The sequence below is a fragment of the Candidatus Goldiibacteriota bacterium genome (assembly GCA_016937715.1).
Lineage (GTDB): Bacteria > Oederibacteriota > PGYV01 > PGYV01 > PGYV01 > PGYV01.
Window position 1 is genome coordinate 1 of sequence record JAFGWA010000073.1, and the last position, 19,725, is coordinate 19,725.

Annotated in this window: 17 protein-coding genes, 1 tRNA gene and 1 pseudogene; all 19 read left to right on the plus strand. The window is 43.0% G+C overall.

What is annotated here, in order from left to right; translation table 11 throughout:
- Nucleotides 1–76: 76 nt before the first annotated feature.
- The 19 genes and pseudogenes from JXR81_07730 to JXR81_07820 all read left to right on the plus strand — a co-directional run bounded on the left by JXR81_07730 (nt 77) and on the right by JXR81_07820 (nt 19,664).
- Complete coding sequence (locus JXR81_07730) at nt 77–394, plus strand: hypothetical protein (protein ID MBN2754742.1); 318 nt, start codon at nt 77–79, stop codon at nt 392–394.
- Between the two features lie 11 nt (nt 395–405).
- A complete protein-coding gene (locus JXR81_07735) occupies nt 406–705 on the plus strand; it encodes a hypothetical protein (GenBank protein MBN2754743.1) in 300 nt (99 codons plus the stop codon).
- A 173-nt stretch (nt 706–878) separates the two neighbouring features.
- Nucleotides 879–955: transfer RNA gene (locus JXR81_07740), tRNA-Val, on the plus strand.
- 437 nt (nt 956–1,392) lie between these two features.
- The gene (locus tag JXR81_07745) at nt 1,393–2,295 is read left to right on the plus strand and encodes a sugar kinase (protein ID MBN2754744.1); all 903 of its coding nucleotides are present in this window, start codon (nt 1,393–1,395) and stop codon (nt 2,293–2,295) included.
- A 39-nt stretch (nt 2,296–2,334) separates the two neighbouring features.
- Nucleotides 2,335–3,522: a pyridoxal phosphate-dependent aminotransferase gene (locus tag JXR81_07750; GenBank protein MBN2754745.1), complete on the plus strand. Its 1,188-nt coding sequence runs from the start codon at nt 2,335–2,337 to the stop codon at nt 3,520–3,522.
- A 9-nt stretch (nt 3,523–3,531) separates the two neighbouring features.
- Complete coding sequence (locus tag JXR81_07755) at nt 3,532–4,227, plus strand: DUF2225 domain-containing protein (GenBank protein ID MBN2754746.1); 696 nt, start codon at nt 3,532–3,534, stop codon at nt 4,225–4,227.
- A gap of 34 nt (nt 4,228–4,261) precedes the next feature.
- A complete protein-coding gene (locus JXR81_07760) occupies nt 4,262–5,458 on the plus strand; it encodes a glycosyltransferase (protein MBN2754747.1) in 1,197 nt (398 codons plus the stop codon).
- Between the two features lie 50 nt (nt 5,459–5,508).
- Nucleotides 5,509–6,699: a glycosyltransferase gene (locus JXR81_07765; protein MBN2754748.1), complete on the plus strand. Its 1,191-nt coding sequence runs from the start codon at nt 5,509–5,511 to the stop codon at nt 6,697–6,699.
- Nucleotides 6,700–6,711: 12 nt separating this feature from the next.
- On the plus strand, nt 6,712–7,083 hold the full coding sequence (gene traF / locus JXR81_07770; GenBank protein ID MBN2754749.1) for a conjugal transfer protein TraF: 372 nt from the start codon (nt 6,712–6,714) through the stop codon (nt 7,081–7,083).
- Complete coding sequence (locus tag JXR81_07775) at nt 7,080–7,220, plus strand: hypothetical protein (protein ID MBN2754750.1); 141 nt, start codon at nt 7,080–7,082, stop codon at nt 7,218–7,220. The genes traF and JXR81_07775 overlap by 4 nt, the downstream gene beginning before the upstream one ends.
- Before the next feature lie 91 nt (nt 7,221–7,311).
- Nucleotides 7,312–7,989 carry a GAF and ANTAR domain-containing protein gene (locus JXR81_07780; protein ID MBN2754751.1) on the plus strand — a complete coding sequence of 226 codons (678 nt, stop codon included), beginning with the start codon at nt 7,312–7,314 and terminating at the stop codon, nt 7,987–7,989.
- A gap of 593 nt (nt 7,990–8,582) precedes the next feature.
- Nucleotides 8,583–9,920 (plus strand): annotated as a pseudogene (gene gdhA, locus JXR81_07785) (NADP-specific glutamate dehydrogenase).
- 93 nt (nt 9,921–10,013) lie between these two features.
- The gene (locus JXR81_07790; GenBank protein ID MBN2754752.1) at nt 10,014–10,874 is read left to right on the plus strand and encodes a sulfide/dihydroorotate dehydrogenase-like FAD/NAD-binding protein; all 861 of its coding nucleotides are present in this window, start codon (nt 10,014–10,016) and stop codon (nt 10,872–10,874) included.
- Nucleotides 10,861–12,297: an NADPH-dependent glutamate synthase gene (gltA, locus tag JXR81_07795; protein MBN2754753.1), complete on the plus strand. Its 1,437-nt coding sequence runs from the start codon at nt 10,861–10,863 to the stop codon at nt 12,295–12,297. Before JXR81_07790 ends, gltA begins: the two co-directional genes overlap by 14 nt.
- 33 nt (nt 12,298–12,330) lie before the next feature.
- Nucleotides 12,331–13,161, plus strand: coding sequence for a substrate-binding domain-containing protein (locus JXR81_07800; GenBank protein ID MBN2754754.1), 831 nt, complete (start codon nt 12,331–12,333; stop codon nt 13,159–13,161).
- Nucleotides 13,162–13,624: 463 nt separating this feature from the next.
- Entirely contained in the window at nt 13,625–14,170 is a 546-nt protein-coding gene (locus tag JXR81_07805; protein MBN2754755.1) for an NAD(P)H-dependent oxidoreductase subunit E, read from the plus strand.
- Nucleotides 14,167–17,322: an FAD-dependent oxidoreductase gene (locus tag JXR81_07810; GenBank protein MBN2754756.1), complete on the plus strand. Its 3,156-nt coding sequence runs from the start codon at nt 14,167–14,169 to the stop codon at nt 17,320–17,322. Before JXR81_07805 ends, JXR81_07810 begins: the two co-directional genes overlap by 4 nt.
- 11 nt (nt 17,323–17,333) lie before the next feature.
- Entirely contained in the window at nt 17,334–19,112 is a 1,779-nt protein-coding gene (locus tag JXR81_07815) for an iron hydrogenase small subunit (GenBank protein MBN2754757.1), read from the plus strand.
- 189 nt (nt 19,113–19,301) lie between these two features.
- Nucleotides 19,302–19,664 (plus strand): YkgJ family cysteine cluster protein, encoded by a 363-nt coding sequence (locus JXR81_07820; protein MBN2754758.1) that lies wholly within the window; start codon nt 19,302–19,304, stop codon nt 19,662–19,664.
- The last annotated feature ends 61 nt before the right edge of the window (nt 19,665–19,725 follow it).

A 19,725-nucleotide genomic window follows, 5' to 3' on the forward strand; every position in this document is an offset into this window, starting at 1 on the left:
CAGATAATATAATTAATATAACAAAATACTTAAAATAACACATTCGTGAATATAATAAGTATTAGGGAAGGTTTTGATGACAAAAGAAGAATTCTACGAAGCTGTCAATCTGCTTGAAGCGGTATATATTCAGTTTAATAACCGCACGCTCCGTTATAATTATACTGATGAAAGACAGGGGTTGAACCTTTTGAAGGTTGTTTCTGTTCTTAGAATAAGCCCGGAATATAAGGGGACTCCCGCTGAAGCGTTTTTAAATAAAGCGGTCTCTTTTTCAGCTTTAAAAGACTGCTCCAGAATTGATGCTGTATTTGAAATGGTTAAAGAGATAAAGAAATATATAGAAGAGACAGCCGCAGGCAGGAAACTGAAGAAAAAGAACTTTATATTCTGACGGAGATGGCTATGGATACTCAGGAATTCACGGAAAACCTTCAGACATGGCTTGAAATTTACAGGGATAATGACAAAGTAAATATTCCATACGATGATAAAACCGAGGATCAGATAAGGTGGGAAAACGGCATGTTAAGGGTATGTTCCGCGTTCAGGGTGCCGGAAGCAATGGAAGCCACCCCTGCAAAAGAAGTGATAACCACCCTTATAGAAAAATCAAAAACAGGCGACAGAAAAGTGCTTGGCGAAGTTTATGAAAATGCCTGCCTTATAGAGAAATTCCTGAAAGGCTTTGAAAGTAATTCTTAACAGTATCTAATCCACATTAATCCTAAAAAATTATACCCTTAAGTTTTTCGGAATATATATTAAAATATCATGAATAATAAAATTTCTTTTTTAATAATACACTTACGGAATTATGCTTGCGTTTAATGCGTTGACATAAAGTTGTTTATGGCTATAATCAGATTATACAAGGTAGGCCGGTAACTCAGCTGGTTAGAGTGCCATCCTCACACGATGGAAGTCGGCGGTTCAAATCCGTTCCGGCCTACCAGAAAAAAACTTACGGGCTGTCAGCAAAGGGAAGTTTAAAACCTTTTTCTGCTGACAGCCCTTTTTCATTGTATTTAAGTTAAAAGTATCAGGCAGCCGCGCCTTTTAAGGCGCGTGGTTTTTGATTTAAATACAACCTATAAAACCAACTGCCGCAAATAATACCGAGCAATTTCATAATAGGCTTGGTATTAAAAAGGTGAGCCTGCCGGAACAAGAGCGTTATTAAGAGCAACTGCCGCGGGCTAAAGACCCGCGTCTACCATGGCTAACCGCAAATACCTGACTTCCTCTAATGCTTATCTGCTTATAGCTTAAGGTGCTTTTTGAGATAATTATCTTGTTTTCCTATATTTATAATGATAAAATCGTATAATTGAAAGGTTACTTTTATGCCTTGCGGATGGTTTTAAATAGTGGAATTTATACGGAGGAAGTATGTCTTTAATTATTGTGGGTTCGATGGCTTATGACACAATTGCAACACCTTTTGAACGCCGCGAGCGTGTATTGGGCGGGGCATGCACATACGCGTCTTTGGCTGCCTGCAAATTTTCCAAACCGGGTATTGTAGGGGTAATTGGCGATGATTTTCAGGAAAAACACCTTAAAATGTTAGAGAATAGGGGTGTTGATATAACGGGAGTTAAGCGGGAAAAAGGCAAATCATTTTTTTGGGAAGGTGTTTACCACCTTGATATGAATACAAGGGATACGATAACCACGGAATTGAATGTCTTTGAAAAATTTGACCCTGTACTGCCTGATTCTTATATAGATATGCCGTATCTTTTTCTGGCAAATATAGACCCCGCGCTTCAGCTTAAGGTATTAAATCAGATGAAAAACGTTAAATTCTCGGTTTGTGATACCATGAACCTGTGGATAGATATAAAAAGGTCTGAAGTGACAGAGGTATTTTCAAAGGTAACCTGTGTTGTTTTGAATGATTCAGAAATAAGGCAGTTTACAAAAACCCCCAATCTATTACTGGCTGCCAGAGAAATAAGAAAACTGGGGCCAAAGTACGTAATAATAAAAAAAGGCGAACACGGAGCCTCTATCATAGGCCCTGAAGGAATGTATTTTTCAATACCGTCATATCCGGTGGAAAATGTAATTGACCCGACAGGGGCGGGCGACTCTTTCGCCGGCGCTTTTATCGGGCACATTGCCGGTCAGGATAAAACAGATGAAGCGGTGCTGAAAAAAGCCATGGTTTACGGCAACACGGTGGCTTCTTTTACCGTGGAAGGGTTTGGAACAGACCGCCTTGCGGAAGCGGGCATGGATAAAATTGAAGACAGAATAAAAGAGTTGAGAAAAATAACAGATTTCTAAGTCTCATAAATTTTATATATAAAATCGGAGGATGTAAAGATGATTGCGGACAGGATGAAGAAAGTACAGGCTTCAATAACACTGGCAATTGACGCAAAAGCAAAACAGATGATAGCTGACGGGGTTGACCTTGTCGGGTTTGGAGCGGGGGAACCTGATTTTAGCACCCCTGATAATATCAAAGTGGCCGGAATAAAAGCCATTGTTGACAACAAAACAAAATATACTCCTTCTTCCGGAATGCCGGATTTAAAGAATCCGATTGCCAAAAAACTTCTTGAAGACAATAAACTTGAATACAAGCCTTCCAATATAATAGTGTCATGCGGCGCTAAACATTCGCTGTTTAACATTTTTATGGCAGGAATAAATCCCGGGGATGAAGTTATTATATTCTCACCTTACTGGGTATCATATGTGGAAATGGTAAATATGGCGCAGGGAATTCCCGTACTTGTACAGCTTGATGAATCCAAAAAGTTTGAGATTGATTTTGAACTTTTAAAATCAAAGATAACAAAAAACACAAAGATGATGATCATTAATTCGCCGTCAAACCCGACCGGATGCGTGCTTTCAAAAACATCGCTTGAAAAACTGGCTGAAATCTGCCTGGCAAACAATATACTTATGATATCCGATGAAATATACGAGAAAAACCTTTATAACGGTAAAACACACATCTCCATTGCTTCGCTTTCAAAAGAGGCAAAGGCAAAAACAGTTGTGGTAAACGGAGTTTCCAAATCACACGCTATGACAGGGTGGAGAATAGGATACATTGCCGCTGATGATATGGAACTTGTAAAAGCTATGGATAATATGCAGTCGCATTCCACTTCCAATCCTACCACTATTTCGCAGATGGCTGCGATTGAAGCGTTAAAGACTGATATTACCGTGGTAAACAAAATGGTGGCGGAATTTGATAAAAGAAGAAAGTATATCCTTCAGAGAGTAAACGCGATACAGGGCCTTACATGCGTGGAACCGGAAGGCGCTTTTTATGTGTTCCCGAATTTCAGCAGTTTTGTAGGAAAAACTTTTAACGGTATAAAGATAGAAAATTCAATGAACCTTGCTGACGCGCTTTTAACGTCCGCCAAGGTGGCTGTGGTGCCGGGCGTGGCGTTTGGAAGCGATGTGCATTTCAGAATGTCATACGCTACATCAATGGAAAAGATAGAAAAAGGGCTGAACAGAATAGAAGAGTTTTTTAAAGGATAACATAAAAATATGAGCGGATATTTATGGCTTAAAGAGGTTAAATGCCCGGCTTGTGATGCGGCTTTTAAAACGGCCAGGGTTAAAGCGTCTTCGCTTAAAGTAAAAGGGATTGATACGGATTTTCATAAGACATACGAAGATGTAAAGCCGATGTTATACGCGGTTACCGTGTGCCCCGAATGTAATTTTGCGGCGCGCAATGACGATTTTGACAAGGCTATGCTGGACTATCAGAAAGAGGTAATTCAGATAGCACTTGCGGTAAAAGCGGCAAAAAAGAACGTGCGTTTCGCGGAGACGTTTGAAACAAACACCGAAGAAGCGGTAAAAAAACACCTTCTTGCGGTGACGTACGCCAAACATTTTAAGCCGGAAAATCCCAACACAATAGCCGGCCTGTATATGCATATAGCGTGGATGTACAGGGAAGACGGCAATACGGATAAAGAAAAAGAATATATGCTAAAAGCGCTTGAATACTATATTAAGACCTTTGAAAAAGGGACTTATATTCCGGAGAAGATAGGCGAACCCGGAATTATTTACCTTATCGGAGAATTAAACAGGCTGCTTGGAAATAATAACGAAGCTGTGCAGTGGTTTTCAAGGGGGGTCAGGCACGACCATATAGGCAATTTTCCCAATATTGAACACCTTATCAGGGACGCTTGGGAAAAGATTACGGAAGAAAAAAGAAAACAATAAGAGGGTTTTAAACCCGCTATAACAGGAGGATTGCATGAAAATTTTAATGGTAACAGACACATACAGGCCAAGGGTAAACGGGGTTGTTACGTCAATTGATACATTTGCAAATGAGTTCAGAAAACTTGGGCATGAAGCCCACATTGTGGCGCCTGAATTCCCGGCACACAGAAAGACAGACCACCTTGCTGACGCGGAAGCAATGGAAAAATTTGTTACAAGAATAAAATCACATTACCTTTTCTTTGACCCGGAAGACAGGCTGCCGAATCCTTATCTGCCTTCAGCCAGAATAAAAATTAAGAAAGAAATTCTTGAAAGAAAATACGACATTATCCACACGCAGACCCCTTTTGCCCTTGGGATTGAGGCGATAAAATGGGCGAAGAAGATGGACTGCCCGATTGTTCAGACTTATCACACGCTGTTTGAATCATACATTCACTATTTCAGGTTTATGCCAAGATGGATGTCTTTAAGGCTGGCAAAAGGAATCAGCAAATGGTACAGCCAGAAGATGGATTTAAACATCACGCCTTCCACGCAGATGAAAGACCTGCTTGTGCAGTACGGTGTCACCAAACCCGTTGAAGTTAACCCCACGGGTATTAAAATGGACAAGTTTAAGATATTTCACGGGGATGATTTCAGGAAAAAATTTAATATTTCCGCGGAAACAATATTGTTCCTCTTTATGGGCAGGATAGGGCATGAAAAAAATATTCCGTTCCTCTTTAAAATGTTAAAGAGGGTAATGGCTGTTAAGCCTGATGTAAAATTAATAGTTGCGGGAAAAGGGCCGGCAGAAGCAGAAGTGCACGAAGCGGCCAAAGCGGAAGGCGTAATTGATAACGTAATTTTTCTTGGATATTTTGAACCGCAGGACTGGGTTAACTGCTATGCCGCGGCTGACCTTTTCACTTTCGCTTCAATTACAGAGACACAGGGCCTTGTGGTAACCGAAGCAATGGCGGTAGGTACGCCTGTTGTGGCTGTAGGTGAAATGGGCGTTGCTGAAGTAATGGCGGGAAATAAAGGCGGGCTTCTTGTAAAACACGACCTGGACGAATTTACGGCGGCTGTTTTTAAAATGCTTGATGATAAACAGTTATACGCTGAAAAGAAGAAAGAAGCTTTTGAATACGCTCAGGCATGGTCTGCTGAAGCCATGGCAAAGAAAATGCTTGGGCTTTACCAGAGGGCAATTGACGGTTACAAAAAAAAGAAATAAATAACAGGTTCTTTAACAGACCGGTATTTTAATGATTAATTAAACAGAGGTTGAAAAATTATAATATGAAAATAGCACTGGTTTCGGATACGTATTTTCCGCGTATTAACGGAGTTTCCGTTTCAATGGACAACTTCGCGGAAGAGTACAGGAAAATGGGGCATGAAGTTTACATTATAGCGCCCCTTTTTCCGGGTTATAAAGATAAAAATAAATATGTGATAAGGATTAAATCTCATCATATATTTTTTGACCCTCAGGACAGGCTTTCAAATCCGTTTTCACTGTCCATGAGTAAAAAGATAAAGAAAGAGATTCTGGCCAGAAAATTTGATGTTTTTCATACCCAGACGCCTTTCGCGCTGGGTTTAAGCGCCATTTTCTGGGCAAAGCAGACGGGGTGCCCGGTAATTAACACTTATCACACGCTTTTTGAATCGTACGTTCATTATCTTAAATTTGTGCCGCAGATGATTTCCATAAGTATGGCGCGCAGAATAAGCAGGTGGTACTGCAACAGAATGGACCTTGTAATAGCCCCGACAAAAAGAATGAAGGCGCTTTTGGAAAATTATAAGGTCAGGGAGCGCATAGAAGTGGTGCCGACCGGCATTAAGATGAAAAAACCCATGAAGAAAATATGCAGTGTATTCTGCGAAAAATATCCGCAGATAAAAAAAGGCGTTAACCTGTTATACATGGGGCGCCTTGAAAAAGAAAAAAACATAGATTTTCTTTTTTACGCGCTTAAACGCCTTATTAAAACAAACAAGGATATAAAACTGTTAATGGCAGGCAGCGGGTACGACGAAGCCCGACTGAAAGACCTTGTGAAAGTAATGGGTATAGAAAAGCACGTTATTTTTCTTGGTACATATACAGACCTGCAGCGCCCGAACATTCTGTCGCTGGCGGATATTTTTGTTTTTTCATCCGTTACAGAGACGCAGGGCCTGGTTATCCTGGAAGCGCTTTCCGCGGGAGTTCCCGTAGTTGCGGTGAAAAGGATGGGCGTGGCAGAGGTAATGGAAGGCAATAAAGGCGGCATTTTAACCGAACTGTCAATTGATAAATTTGTAGCCGCTGTAAATAAGATGATTACGGATAAAAAGTTTTACGCGCAGAAGAAAAAAGAAGCACTGCTTCACGCTAAAGAATGGGAATCATCCGCGATGGCAAAAAAGATGCTGGCGTTATATAAAGAAGCGATAGCGGATTATAAAATGAAATCAGGCAGTTAAAGGAGAATAATAATGAAAAATAAAATGGTATTTGTATGTTTAATGGCGGCGGTATTATCGGCGGCTTTTTTTGCGTGTTCAAAAGCGCCGGAAAAATATAAAGTAACTATAATAGAAAAATTTGACGCGCACTGCGGTTCCTGTACCCTTATGAATCCCATCATCGCGCAGGTGGAAAAAAAGTATAAAGGGCAGGTTAAGGTGATAAAATATGACCTTGGAATTCCGGAAGATTACGAAGCTTCAAAGAAGTATAATATTGACAGGATACCGGCGTTTATATTTCTTGATGAAAACGGGAATGAATTTTTCAGGAATGCCGGGGTAATGGACCTTGTTCAGATAGAAAATCAGTTAAAACTTCAGGGTGTAAACGTAAAATGAGGGTAAATTCTTCCCCCAGGCAGCCGAAATTTAAAGGCGCTGTTCCTAAAGGCGCACCATCCGGCACTGCGGTAAGAAAGTTTGGAACGAAAAATATTATAAAAAGCACAAAAGGAAAACAAAACTATGGCAGGTAAAAAAGTAATAGAGGGAATAGAGGAAACTTCCGCGGATAAAAAGAAAAATAATGAAATAGCGAAGCTTAAAAAGATTATCGCGGAAAAAAACATGGAAATAGAGACGCTTACCAAAATAAGCAAGACAATAGTGTCCGGCCAGTATCTTGAAGAGATACTTAACCTTGTGGCCACATTAACCGCGCAGATGACGGATTCTAAAATCTGCTCTATAATGCTTGTGGATGAAGAGAAGCAGGAGCTTAAAATAATAGCCACGCAGTCGCTAAGCAAAGAGTACAGGGATAAAAATCCGCTTAAAGTGGGCGAAGGCATATCAGGACATGCGGTTCAGACAAAAAAACCGGTAGCGGTATACGATATTCAGGCGGAACCAAGGTATTTTTATAAAGAAATAATGAAAAAAGAGGGCATGAAATCAATGCTTGCCGTGCCTATGGAAGTCCGCGGCAAGGTTATAGGGGTTATTGATGTTTACACCGTGGTTAAACACAAATATACGGCGGAAGAAATAAGCATATTAAGCGCGGTTGCCAACCAGGCAGCTATAAGTATTGATAATATGAATCTAAAGGAAGAAGCGTTAATGGCAAAAGAAGCGCTTGAAACCCGTAAGCTGATAGAACGCGCCAAAGGCGTTCTGATGAAAAACGGAAAGTTAACGGAAGATCAGGCGCACAAAGCCATACATAAAAAGTCAATGGACTCCCGCAAGAGCATGAAAGAAATCGCCGAAGCTATCCTTCTTGCCTCCGAGATGCAGAAGTGATTAAAGTATAAACTATAAGCAGATAAGCAATTAAGCATAAGCGAAATATTAAATAAAGGTTTGGTAGGCGCACCTTTTAAGGTGCGGCAGTTGGTTTAGATTTAAAAGTTTCGTCGTTTTGTCCTGGTAGACGCGGGTCTTCAGCCCGCGGATTATGTTTTGTCTTTAAAATAAAAAACACGCACCCTAAAAGGGTGCGGCTATCCCGCCTTCTTTCGCTCGCAAGCTCGCTTCATTGCCGGGATTTCCGCTTCGCAGGCTCGCTTCAACTGGAACGAGAAACTAAGACAAAAGACACGCACCCTAAAAGGGTGCGGCTACCAATGCAAGAAAACCGGAGCGAAAAAGCGAGGGCCGACGATCTTACTTCCGTCCCTCTGTGCATCTGTCCCTCCGTCCCTCGCTTTTGCCGTACCCGCCGTAAACTTTCCTTGAATGTTTTTGATATTTTGTTATAATTTACCGATTGAAAAAAACTCCCGTATACAAAGGTGTAGGCGGGCGTACTAAAATATCTTAGTCGGCACACCGGTGTGCCTGCGGCATTGCTGCCGCGAAAGACAATTAATCTAAATATGAAGCAGGAGGAACAAATGTCATACGTACAGAATGTTATTGAAACAGTGAAAAAACGCAATTCAAATGAACCTGAATTTTTACAGGCAGTAACGGAAGTTCTTGAATCGCTGGAACCCGTAATTGCAAAGAACAAGAAATATGAAGAACACAACATACTTGAAAGAATCGTAGAGCCGGAAAGGCAGATAATATTCAGGGTGCCATGGGTTGATGACAAAGGAAATGTACGTGTTAACCGCGGTTTCAGGTTTCAGTTTAACAGCGCTCTTGGGCCATATAAAGGAGGAATCAGCTTACATCCTTCAGTAAACGCTTCCATCCTTAAATTTTTAGGTTTTGAATAGGTATTTAAAAATTCGCTTACCACTTTGCCCATGGGCGGAGCCAAAGGCGGTTCTGATTTTGATCCCAAAGGCAAATCGGATAATGAAGTAATGCGTTTCATACAGTCCTTTATGACGGAACTTTTCCGCCACATTGGGCCGGATACAGACGTTCCCGCGGGCGACATTGGAACAGGCGGACGTGAAATTGGTTATATGTTTGGACAGTACAAAAGGCTTGCCAATGAATTCACAGGCGTGCTTACAGGTAAAAACTTAAAATGGGGCGGCTCTTTAATACGCCCTGAAGCAACCGGATACGGCTGCGTATATTTTGCGGAAGAAATGATGAAGACAAAAAATGATTCCATCAAAGGCAAGACATGCCTTGTTTCCGGTTCCGGAAACGTGGCGCAGTACACAATTGAAAAAATTAATGATCTTGGCGGAAAGGCCGTAACTCTTTCTGATTCAGACGGCACAATTTACGACAAAGACGGAATCACACCGGAAAAACTTGCTTTTGTTATGGAACTTAAGAATGTAAAACGCGGACGTATCAAAGAATACGCTGATAAGTACAAATGCGAATTCTTCGCGGGCAAAAGGCCGTGGGGAATTAAAGCGGACTGCGCGTTTCCAAGCGCCACACAGAACGAAGTGGATGTAAATGACGCGAAGGCTCTTATTGCCAATGGCTGCAAACTTGTAAGCGAAGGCGCAAACATGCCTTCCACGCCGGAAGCAATAGAAGTTTATCTGTCAAACAAGATTCTTTACGGGCCGGGAAAAGCCGCAAACGCGGGCGGAGTTGCAACATCCGGGCTTGAAATGAGCCAGAACTCGCTGAGGCTTTCATGGACACGTGAAGAAGTAGATGTCAGGCTTCACAATATTATGATTGCTATTCACAAACAGTGCATTGACGCTTCAACACAGTACGGCCAGCCCGGCAACTACGTAATGGGCGCTAACATAGCCGGATTCGTGAAAGTGGCGGATTCAATGATAGAGCAGGGTGTAGTTTAGTATTTCATACGCTTTATAACTTAAGGGGGGCGTTCTGCGCCCCCCTTAATATAAAACAGGCAATAATTTGATCCGATATATAGGGAGGTTTTAATGTACAAAATTGTTGAAAAAAAGGCACTGACTAAAGATATTAAAATGCTTGCGGTTGAAGCGCCTGATGTGGTTTTTAACGCAAAAGCGGGTAACTTTTTTGTTGTTATTCCGGATGAAAAAGGCGAAAGAATTCCGCTTACGATTTATGACTGGAATAAAGAAACAGGGGTCTTATACATGATTTTCCAGGAAATAGGATTATCAACAGTGAAACTTGGAAAGTTAAACGTCGGCGATAATATTTACGCGGTGGCCGGTCCGTTTGGAAAGCATTTTCATTCTAAAAAATACGGGAAAGTGGCGGTGGTAGGCGGAGGAGTGGGTGTGCCTGCCATATTCCCGATAGCAAGGCAGTTAAAAGAGGACGGGAATAAAGTATTCTCTATTATAGGATACAGGACAAAAGAACTTGTGATACTTGAAGAAGAAATGAAGTCGGTTTCTGATGAACTTTTGCTGGCGACAAATGACGGTTCCGCGGGCCAGAAAGGTTTTGTCACTGATATCCTTAAAAATTTAATTGAAAGCGATAACAGGCCGGACCTTGTAGTGGCGGTAGGCCCCGTGGTTATGATGAAAGCGGTGTCTGAACTTACTAAAACGTACGGCGTTCCCACTGTGGTAAGTTTAAACGCAATGATGGTGGATGCCACCGGAATGTGCGGCGGATGCAGGGTAACAGTAGGCGGGGAAGTTAAATTCGCGTGCGTTGACGGGCCGGACTTTGACGGGCATAAAGTGGATTTTGACCAGCTTACAAGCAGGCTTGCGGCTTATAAAGATGAAGAAAAGACATCAGCAGACCACCACTGCAGGCTTGACAAAGGCATTAAGGAGGCTTTCGATGGCAGAAAATAATGTTCCAAAGGCAAAAAGGCCGCGCATAAAAGTAAGGCAGCAGGAATCCGCGGACAGGATAAAGAATTTTAATGAAGTACCTTTTGGATATAATGAAGAAGAAGCAATTGAAGAGGCAAACCGCTGCCTTCAGTGCAAGAACCCAACCTGTATTTCAGGGTGCCCGGTAAACATAAATATTAAGGAATTTATCAGGCAGATTACAATAAAAGATTTTAAAGGCGCAATTGACACTATAAAAATAGATTCCAGCCTGCCTGCTGTATGCGGAAGGGTATGCCCTCAGGAAGAGCAGTGCGAACTTGCATGTGTGATGCAAAAGACAAAAAATCCCATTAACATAGGCGCGCTGGAACGTTTTGCGGCAGACTGGGAAACACAGAATACAAAACCCGCGCCCGCGGCAATTAATAAAATTAAGGATAAAGATGGTAATCAAGTTAAAATAGCCATTGCAGGCGCGGGGCCGGCCGGACTGACAGTTGCAGGGGACCTTGCAAAAATGGGTTATTCTCCCGTTGTATTTGAAGCCATGCATCTTGCCGGCGGCGTTTTAATTTACGGCATTCCGGAATTTCGCCTGCCTAAAACAATTGTTCAGGGGGAAGTTGATTATTTAAAAAGCCTGGGCGTTGAATTTAAGCTTAATGTGGCAGTGGGAAAATCTTATACGGTTGATGATTTATTTAAACTTGGATACAAAGCCCTGTTTATAGGGGTGGGCGCGGGAACGCCCATGTTTCTTGGGATACCCGGCGAACAGGCCAAAGGCGTATATTCGGCAAATGAATTTTTAACCAGAATCAACGCGATGAAAGCATACAGGTTTCCTGAATATGACACACCCGTTAAGCTTGGAAAAAAAGTGGCGGTAGTTGGCGCCGGTAACGTGGCAATGGACGCGGCAAGATGGTCGCGCAGGCTTCCGGGTGTTGAAGAAGTTTACATAGTTTACAGGCGGTCAGAAGATGAAATGCCTGCAAGGATAGAAGAAAAAGAACGCGCAAAAGAAGAAGGCATTATTTTTAAGCTTTTGACTAATCCGATAGCTGTGATGGAAAATGAGCAGGGCTGGGTGAAATCTTTAAAATGCATTAAGATGGAGCTTGGCGAACCGGATGAATCCGGCAGAAGAAAACCTGTGGCTGTTGCCGGTTCTGATTTTGAAATAGAGGTGGATACGGTAATATCCGCGCTTGGCACCAAAGCCAACAAGCTTATGACATCTGATATCGCGGGGCTTAAGCTTAATAAGTGGGGATACATTGAAGCTGACGCGGAAACAGGGGCTACTTCGCTTCCGGGAATATTTGCCGGCGGTGATATTTCCACGGGTTCATCAACCGTAATTGCGGCAATGGGAGCGGGGAAAAAAGCGGCGAAGGGAATAGACAATTACATCAAAGAAACAATTTTAAAATAATTATAACAGATAAAAACTGAAGGCGGAGAGTAAATGGCTGAAGATTCGGTAATTGCGGTTGCGGCGGCAAATTTTGCGCATACTTTTCCTTCACAGGTATTAAACTATATAACCAAATGCGTGAAGCCCGGTCAGAATATAACCAGGCTTCAGACGTATGGAATGGCTGACGGTAATGACAAACTTTTAAAAGCACTTGATAAAATTAAGCCGTCCGCTTTAATCGGCGTAAGCATTGATGTGCCCGCCGCGATAGTGGCGCAGTATAAAGCGAAAAATGTTCCTGTTATTCTTATTGACGCCGAATGTGAAGGCGCGTCCACGGTTACCACGGATAATATGGCGGGCGGGTACATTGCGGGCGCCTATCTTGCCAAACAGGGAAGAAAGGATATTGCAATAGTTTCCGGCCGTATGAATGTGGAAGGCGGTTTTAATGCTAAAAAACGTTTTGCGGGTTTTATGCAGGCGTTAAAAGAAAGCGGTGTTGAATTTAATCCTAAATATCTTGCTGAAGTGATAAGTTATTCATATAGTGAAGGCACTGAAGCGATGCAGAAATTTATTAAAGACGGAATTCAGCCGGACGCGGTTTTCTGTGCCGCGGGTGATATGTGCGCCATGGGCATATTGAAATCAATAAGAGAACTTAAAATGGCCATTCCTGAAACTATCGCGCTTGTGGGTTATGACGACATAGACGCGGCTAAGACATGCAAACCCGCTCTTACCACAATAAGGCAGCCAATTGAAGAAATGGCGGTAAACGCGTACATGATGGCAACTATTGACGTCGGGAAAATACTTATGGCTCCGGAAAAAAGGGTATTTAAGCCGGAGTTAGTGAAGCGGGAAAGCGCGTGAATTAGAGGCTTGGATGCTTAGATGCTTGGAGGCTTGGTTAGATATAAAAACAGATAAGCATAAAGCAGTTAAGCAGAAGCGGAAGAAAAGGCAGCAGTTTGGAGGGACGAAAATACAAAGACTTAGAAATGTGCAAGAGCAGAAGCTAAGAAGCTTGGAAACATGACACAGAAATACAGCAACAAACCAGCCTAAAAAATCACACACTAAATTCAAAAAAAGGTACATTTATAACCTTTTTATGCCTGTTTTATAAGCATTAAATGTGTTTCGCATAGCTGAACGCAAAAAATCATTGACAAATTTATTTCTTATATGTTAAACTCATTTCATAATATGATATATAGTCTTGAAATTTAAATTGTTTGTTTTCTTGTGAAAAATAATACAACGTTATAGTTTTTTTAAAATATATATAGCGATTAATGTAGAATAATATACTATTTTGCACAAGGAGGCATTGATGAGCCAGGGTAAAACGGGTTTAAAAGAAAAGAAAAAATTAAGTGATTTTATTGACCCAAAGAAATTAGACGCAATCATCGCAAGTTACGAGGGTAAACAGGGGAAGCTGCTTGGTATTCTGGAACAGGCACAGGAAGCGGTAAAGTACAAATACCTTCCCGAAGAGGTTTTAAATTACATCGCGTTAAAAACAGGAGTTCCATTATCAAGGCTTTACAGTGTAATAACATTTTATTCTTTCTTTAATATGCAGCCGCAGGGAGACCACACTATAATCGTCTGCAGGGGAACCGCATGCCATACAAAAGGCTCTAAAAGCCTTCTTGACGACCTTGCGTCGCGTTTTGGATGTGCTGATAAACTTGAAGGCGGAGAACCTTCATTTACCACGGATGACAATAAATTTACGGTAAGGACAGTTGCGTGTTTTGGACAGTGCGCGCTTGCCCCTGTGGTATCAATAGACGGCATAATTTACAGCAACGTCTCCAATTCTCAGCTTTCCAGGCTTATAGAAAAAACCGCGAAAGGAGCTAAAAAATGAAAATAACAGACATCAATTCTCTTAACGCGGTCAAAGCCGCCGGAATGAAAAAGATACAGCCTAACACCCCCATGATATCTGTGGGAATGGGAACGTGCGGTATTGGAAACGACGCGGATAAGCTTTTTGAAGCTTTTGCGGGCGCGATAGGCAAAAAAAAGGTACCTGTTAGATTAAACCAGACCGGGTGTTTTGGATTCTGTGCCGCGGAACCGCTTGTAAATGTTTATATACCGGGGATGCCGCTGGTAATACTAAGCAAAGTTACATTAAAGGATGTACCTTCAATTGTGGACAGCTTGGCAAAGGGAAATATGCCGGTTAAAAAAGCGCTGTGTAAAATTGAAGAGTGGGATTTTTTAACGTCAAAAATAGAATACGGAAAAGACCTTATGGAAGTGCCGGCATGGGATGAAATTCCGTTTTTTAAAGGGCAGAAAAAGATGGTGCTCCGCGACGCGGGAATAATAAATCCTGCCGACATAGAAGAATACATCGCGGTAGGCGGATATCAGGCGCTGTTTAACGCTCTTACAAAGATGACGCCTGACACAGTACTTGATGAAGTAAGAAAATCAAAGCTGCGCGGCCGCGGCGGCGCGGGTTTCCCGGTAGCTAAAAAATGGGAAATAATGAAAAATGTGCAGGCGGAAGAAAAATACATTATATGTAACGCCGACGAAGGCGATCCGGGCGCTTATATGAACAGAAATGAAATAGAGAGCGACCCTCATGCCCTTATTGAAGGCATGATTATAGGCGCATACGTTATGGGCGCGTCCAAGGGCGTTGTGTATATCAGGGCTGAATATCCGCTGGCTGTTGAAAGGTTAAAAGCGGCGGTTAAACAGTGTAAAGCGCTTGGCATTATGGGGGACAATATATTCGGTACAAAATTCTCTTTTGACCTTGAATACGTGGAAGGCGCCGGCGCTTTTGTATGCGGCGAAGAAACCGCGCTTATGTCATCAATAGAAGGAAAGGCGGGCAGGTCCAAACCAAGGCCGCCGTTTCCGGCGCAGAAAGGCCTTTGGGGAAAACCCACCAGCATCAATAACGTGGAGTCGTGGTGCAATATCCCGCTTATCATTAACAGGGGCGGTGATTTCTTCGCGAAAACCGGCACGGACAAATCATCCGGAACCAAAGTATTCTCGCTTGTCGGAAAAATTAAAAATACCGGCCTTGTGGAACTGCCTCTGGGCACTCCGCTTGAAAGTATTATTTATCAGATGGGCGAAGGCGCGGGAAAAAATAAAAAAATAAAAGCGGTTCAGACAGGCGGCCCTTCGGGCGGATGTATTCCTGTTGAACTTTTCAATACGCCCGTGGATTATGAATCGCTTGCTTCCATCGGCGCCATTATGGGGTCGGGCGGAATGGTGGTAATGGACCAGGACAACTGCATGGTTGATGTGGCAAGGTATTTTGTGGAATTTACTTCATCTGAATCGTGCGGAAAATGCACAGCTTGCAGGGAAGGCTTGTCGCAGCTTTTGAATATTCTTAACAGGATAACAAGGGGAAAAGGAAAACTGGAAGATCTGGAAACGCTTGAAAGGCTTGCTTATGTAATAAAAGATTCATCGCTGTGCGGGCTTGGACAGACAAGCGCGAATCCGGTTCTGACAACGCTTAGGTATTTTAAAAACGAGTATATATCGCATATCATTGAAAGCAGATGCAACGCGGGAGTATGTGAAGACCTTTTCATGGCGCTTTGCGAAAACAGCTGCCCTCTTCATATGAACATACCCGCGTACCTGCAGATGTTAAAAGAAGGAAGGCTTGAAGAAGCTTTTGAATCCACGCTGCGCGACAATCCGCTGCCCGGAACAATGGGCAGAATATGCCATTTCCACTGCCAGATGAGATGCCGCAGGGAATCTGTTGATGAATCGGTAGCACAGGGCGAAATACACCGTTACCTTGCGGATACAATGTATAAAATGGGAAAAGAAAAACAGATATACGCGAAGCTTATAAAAGAAATGCTGCCAAAGACAGGAAAAAAAGTGGCAATAGCGGGCGCGGGGCCGGCCGGTATTACGCTTGCGTACTATCTTGCAAGGCTTGGCCATTCAGTCACTGTATACGACCCGCATAAAGAACCCGGCGGAATTCTTCAGTACGGCATACCCGCGTACAGGCTGCCCAAAGATATACTTCAGAAAGAGATAGAAATGCTGAAAAAATTCGGAGTTAAATTTGTAATGAACACCCTGATAGGCAAAGACATTTCCACAAAAGCGCTGCTTAAATCAAATGACATTGTGTATATGGCTTTTGGCGCGCAGAAAGAGTCGGATCTTGATATACCGGGAGTTAAATTAAACGGTGTTATTCCGGGATACCGTTTTCTGGAAAATTTCGCGCAGGGTAAAAAAGTTAAAGTGGGAAAAAAAGTGGCGGTTATAGGCGCCGGAAACGTGGCAATAGACGCGGCAAGGACAGCCTTAAGGCTTGGCGCGGATGTCACAATAGTTTACAGAAGGGACAGAAACGAAATGCCCGCTAACATCCATGAAATAGAAGACGCGGAAGCGGAAAACATTAAATTTAAACTTCTGTCAGGGCCCAAAGCTGTTATAGAAGGGCCGGGTAAAACAGTAAAAGGCCTTGAAGTGGAGATAATGAAGCTTGGCGGTATAGACAGGTCAGGCCGCCGCAAGCCTGTGGCTACAGGTGAAACAGAGATAATAAAATGCGACACAGTGATACTTGCCGTGGGCGAAAAAGTTGACCCCGCCCTTGCAAAAGAACTGGGCGTGGAAATAAACAAAGACGGTACTTTAAAAGTTGACCCGTTCAGTTATAAGACGGCGAATACAAAAGTGTTCGCGGGCGGCGACGCGGTAACAGGGCCGGCAACCGCGGCAGAAGCAATGGGCACGGCAAAAACAGCGGCTGGCGCGATTGATTTTGCGCTTATGGGCGAGAACAGGTTTGATAAACTGTTTAGAAAGTTTGAATACAAAAATGAAGTCCCGTTAAAACCGGAAGGCGGCAGGAACACCAAAACAAAGAAAGTTCCGGCTAAAGAAAGGGTAAGAAATTTTCAGGAAATACTCTCCGGATATTCGGGCGAACAGGCAAAACGAGAAGCAGTACGCTGCTTAAGGTGCGACGTTAAGTCGTGCCAGAAACAATAAGGAGGCCGGCCATGGAAAACAACAAAATATCAATTAAAGTAAACGGCAAAGATTATAAAGCGGAAAAAGGCCTGACAATTGTCAAAGCCTGTAAAGCGCTGGGTATTGATATCCCGACTTTATGTTACCTGGAAGATGTCTCTAAAAACGCGTCGTGCGGTATCTGCGTGGTGGAAGTAAAAGGGGCAAAATCTCTTATAAGGTCATGCTGCACGGAGATAACAGAAGGAATGGATATTATGACATCCAGCCCTAAGGTAATGGAAGCAAGGCGTACAAATCTGGAATTGATTCTTGCGAATCATCCCACGGATTGTTTAAACTGCGCCAGAAACGGCAACTGCGAGCTTCAGGCAATGTCTTATATTTTGGGAATTGACGGAACAAGCAGGTTTGTAAAAACAAAGTGTGATGAACCTTTGGATGAAACATCGCCGTCTTTAATCAGGGATCCGAATAAATGCATACTTTGCGGAAGGTGCGTGGCGGTATGTTCTGAAATGCAGACGGTTTACGCGATTGATTTTTCAAAAAGGGGTATTAAGACAAAGATATCCACGTATATGGAAAAGGGTCTTGGCAATATCGCCTGCACAAACTGCGGACAGTGCGCCATTGTATGCCCCACCGGCGCTATAGTAGAAAGGGACGATACAAGGGCTGTATGGAAAGAACTGCAGGATCCGGAAAAAGTTGTGGTGGTGCAGACTGCCCCGGCTATCAGGGTGGGAATCGGCGAAGCAATGGGAATGGGCGAAGGCGCCCTTGTAACAGGGCAGATGGTTTCAGCATTACGCAGGCTTGGTTTTAACAATGTGTTTGATACGGACTTTGCCGCTGACCTGACAATTATGGAAGAAGGGCACGAGCTTATTAAAAGGCTTACAAAAGGCGGCACTCTGCCTATGATGACATCATGCTCGCCGGGATGGATAAAATTCTTTGAACACTTTTATCCTGAACAGCTTGCGCACCTTTCCACATGCAAATCGCCGCAGCAGATGTTCGGCGCGCTTGCAAAAAGTTATTACGCGCAGAAGATGGGAATTGACCCAAGAAAGATTGTGGTTGTATCTATAATGCCGTGCACCGCCAAAAAGTATGAAGCCAAAAGGGAAGAAATGGCCGGCGCCCTTGAGTTCTGGAAAGACAAGATGGAACTTTCCAAAGAGGATAAATTTTATGATATTGATTATGTCCTTACCACAAGGGAGCTTGCAAGGATGTTCAAGCAGGCGGGTATACATTTTGCAACCCTTCCGGAAGAAGAATTTGATTCGCCCCTTGGCGCGTCAACCGGAGCCGCTGTTATATTCGGCGCGACCGGCGGCGTAATGGAAGCCGCGGTAAGGACCGCTTATGAAGTGGTCGTGGGAAAACCGCTGCCAAGCCTTGACTTAAAAGTGGTCAGGGGCTTTGAAGGCATAAGGGAAGCGGAGCTTGATTTAAACGGCACAAAGATAAAAGTGGCTGTGGCGCATACGCTTGGCAATGCCAGAAAACTTTTAGACCAGATAAAAGACGGCAAGTCGCCTTACGCGTTTATTGAAGTTATGACATGCCCCGGCGGATGCTTAGGCGGCGGCGGACAGCCGATACCGACCACCTGGGCAATAAGGCAGAAAAGGGCGGATTCAATTTATTCCGAAGACAGGAAAAAGGGGTTAAGAAAATCCCATGAAAATCCTGAAGTAAAAGCGCTGTATGACGAGTTCTTAAAAGAACCGCTTGGCCACCTGTCACATGAACTGCTTCACACCCATTACGTAAAAAGGGGAATATTCGTTTAAAGCAATTTAAAAGATAACATAAGCTTCAAAACAACCGCGGGTTTAATTACCCGCGGTTGTTTTTTTTTATTAAAAAATGTGTTTTCTTTAAAGCGCGGGTTATGTAAACTGATTAAAGCATGTTTTGCGGGGGATGCGCTCCTGCGCGTCCCGAAGAATAACACAACAATATCGGCAGGGGAAGTTTACATGGATAAAAAACAGCTTGTTAAAAAGCGTATGATAAAGACCAGCATAAACTTTTCATGCAGGCAGTGCGGCGCCTGCTGTGGTGTGGGGTTTATTTACTTGAAAAGAGGGGAATCAGACAAAATAGCGTCATATCTGGGAATGCAGGTAAAAGAATTTAAAGAAAAATATACAAAGTGGTTTATCTGGCAGGGAAGAACTTTAAGATGGGATGAATCCGGAGCGTGTATTTTTCTTAAAAATAAGAAATGTTCCATATATCCGGTAAGGCCTTTTCAGTGTGCTTCTTTTCCTTTGTGGCCGCGCCTGATGAAGAATAAGAAGGAACTTGCCGCTGCCAGGAAATACTGCAAAGGGTTATAAGCTAACTGACAGGTAACAAGTAACAAGTAACAAGTAACAAGTAACAAGTAACAAGTAACAA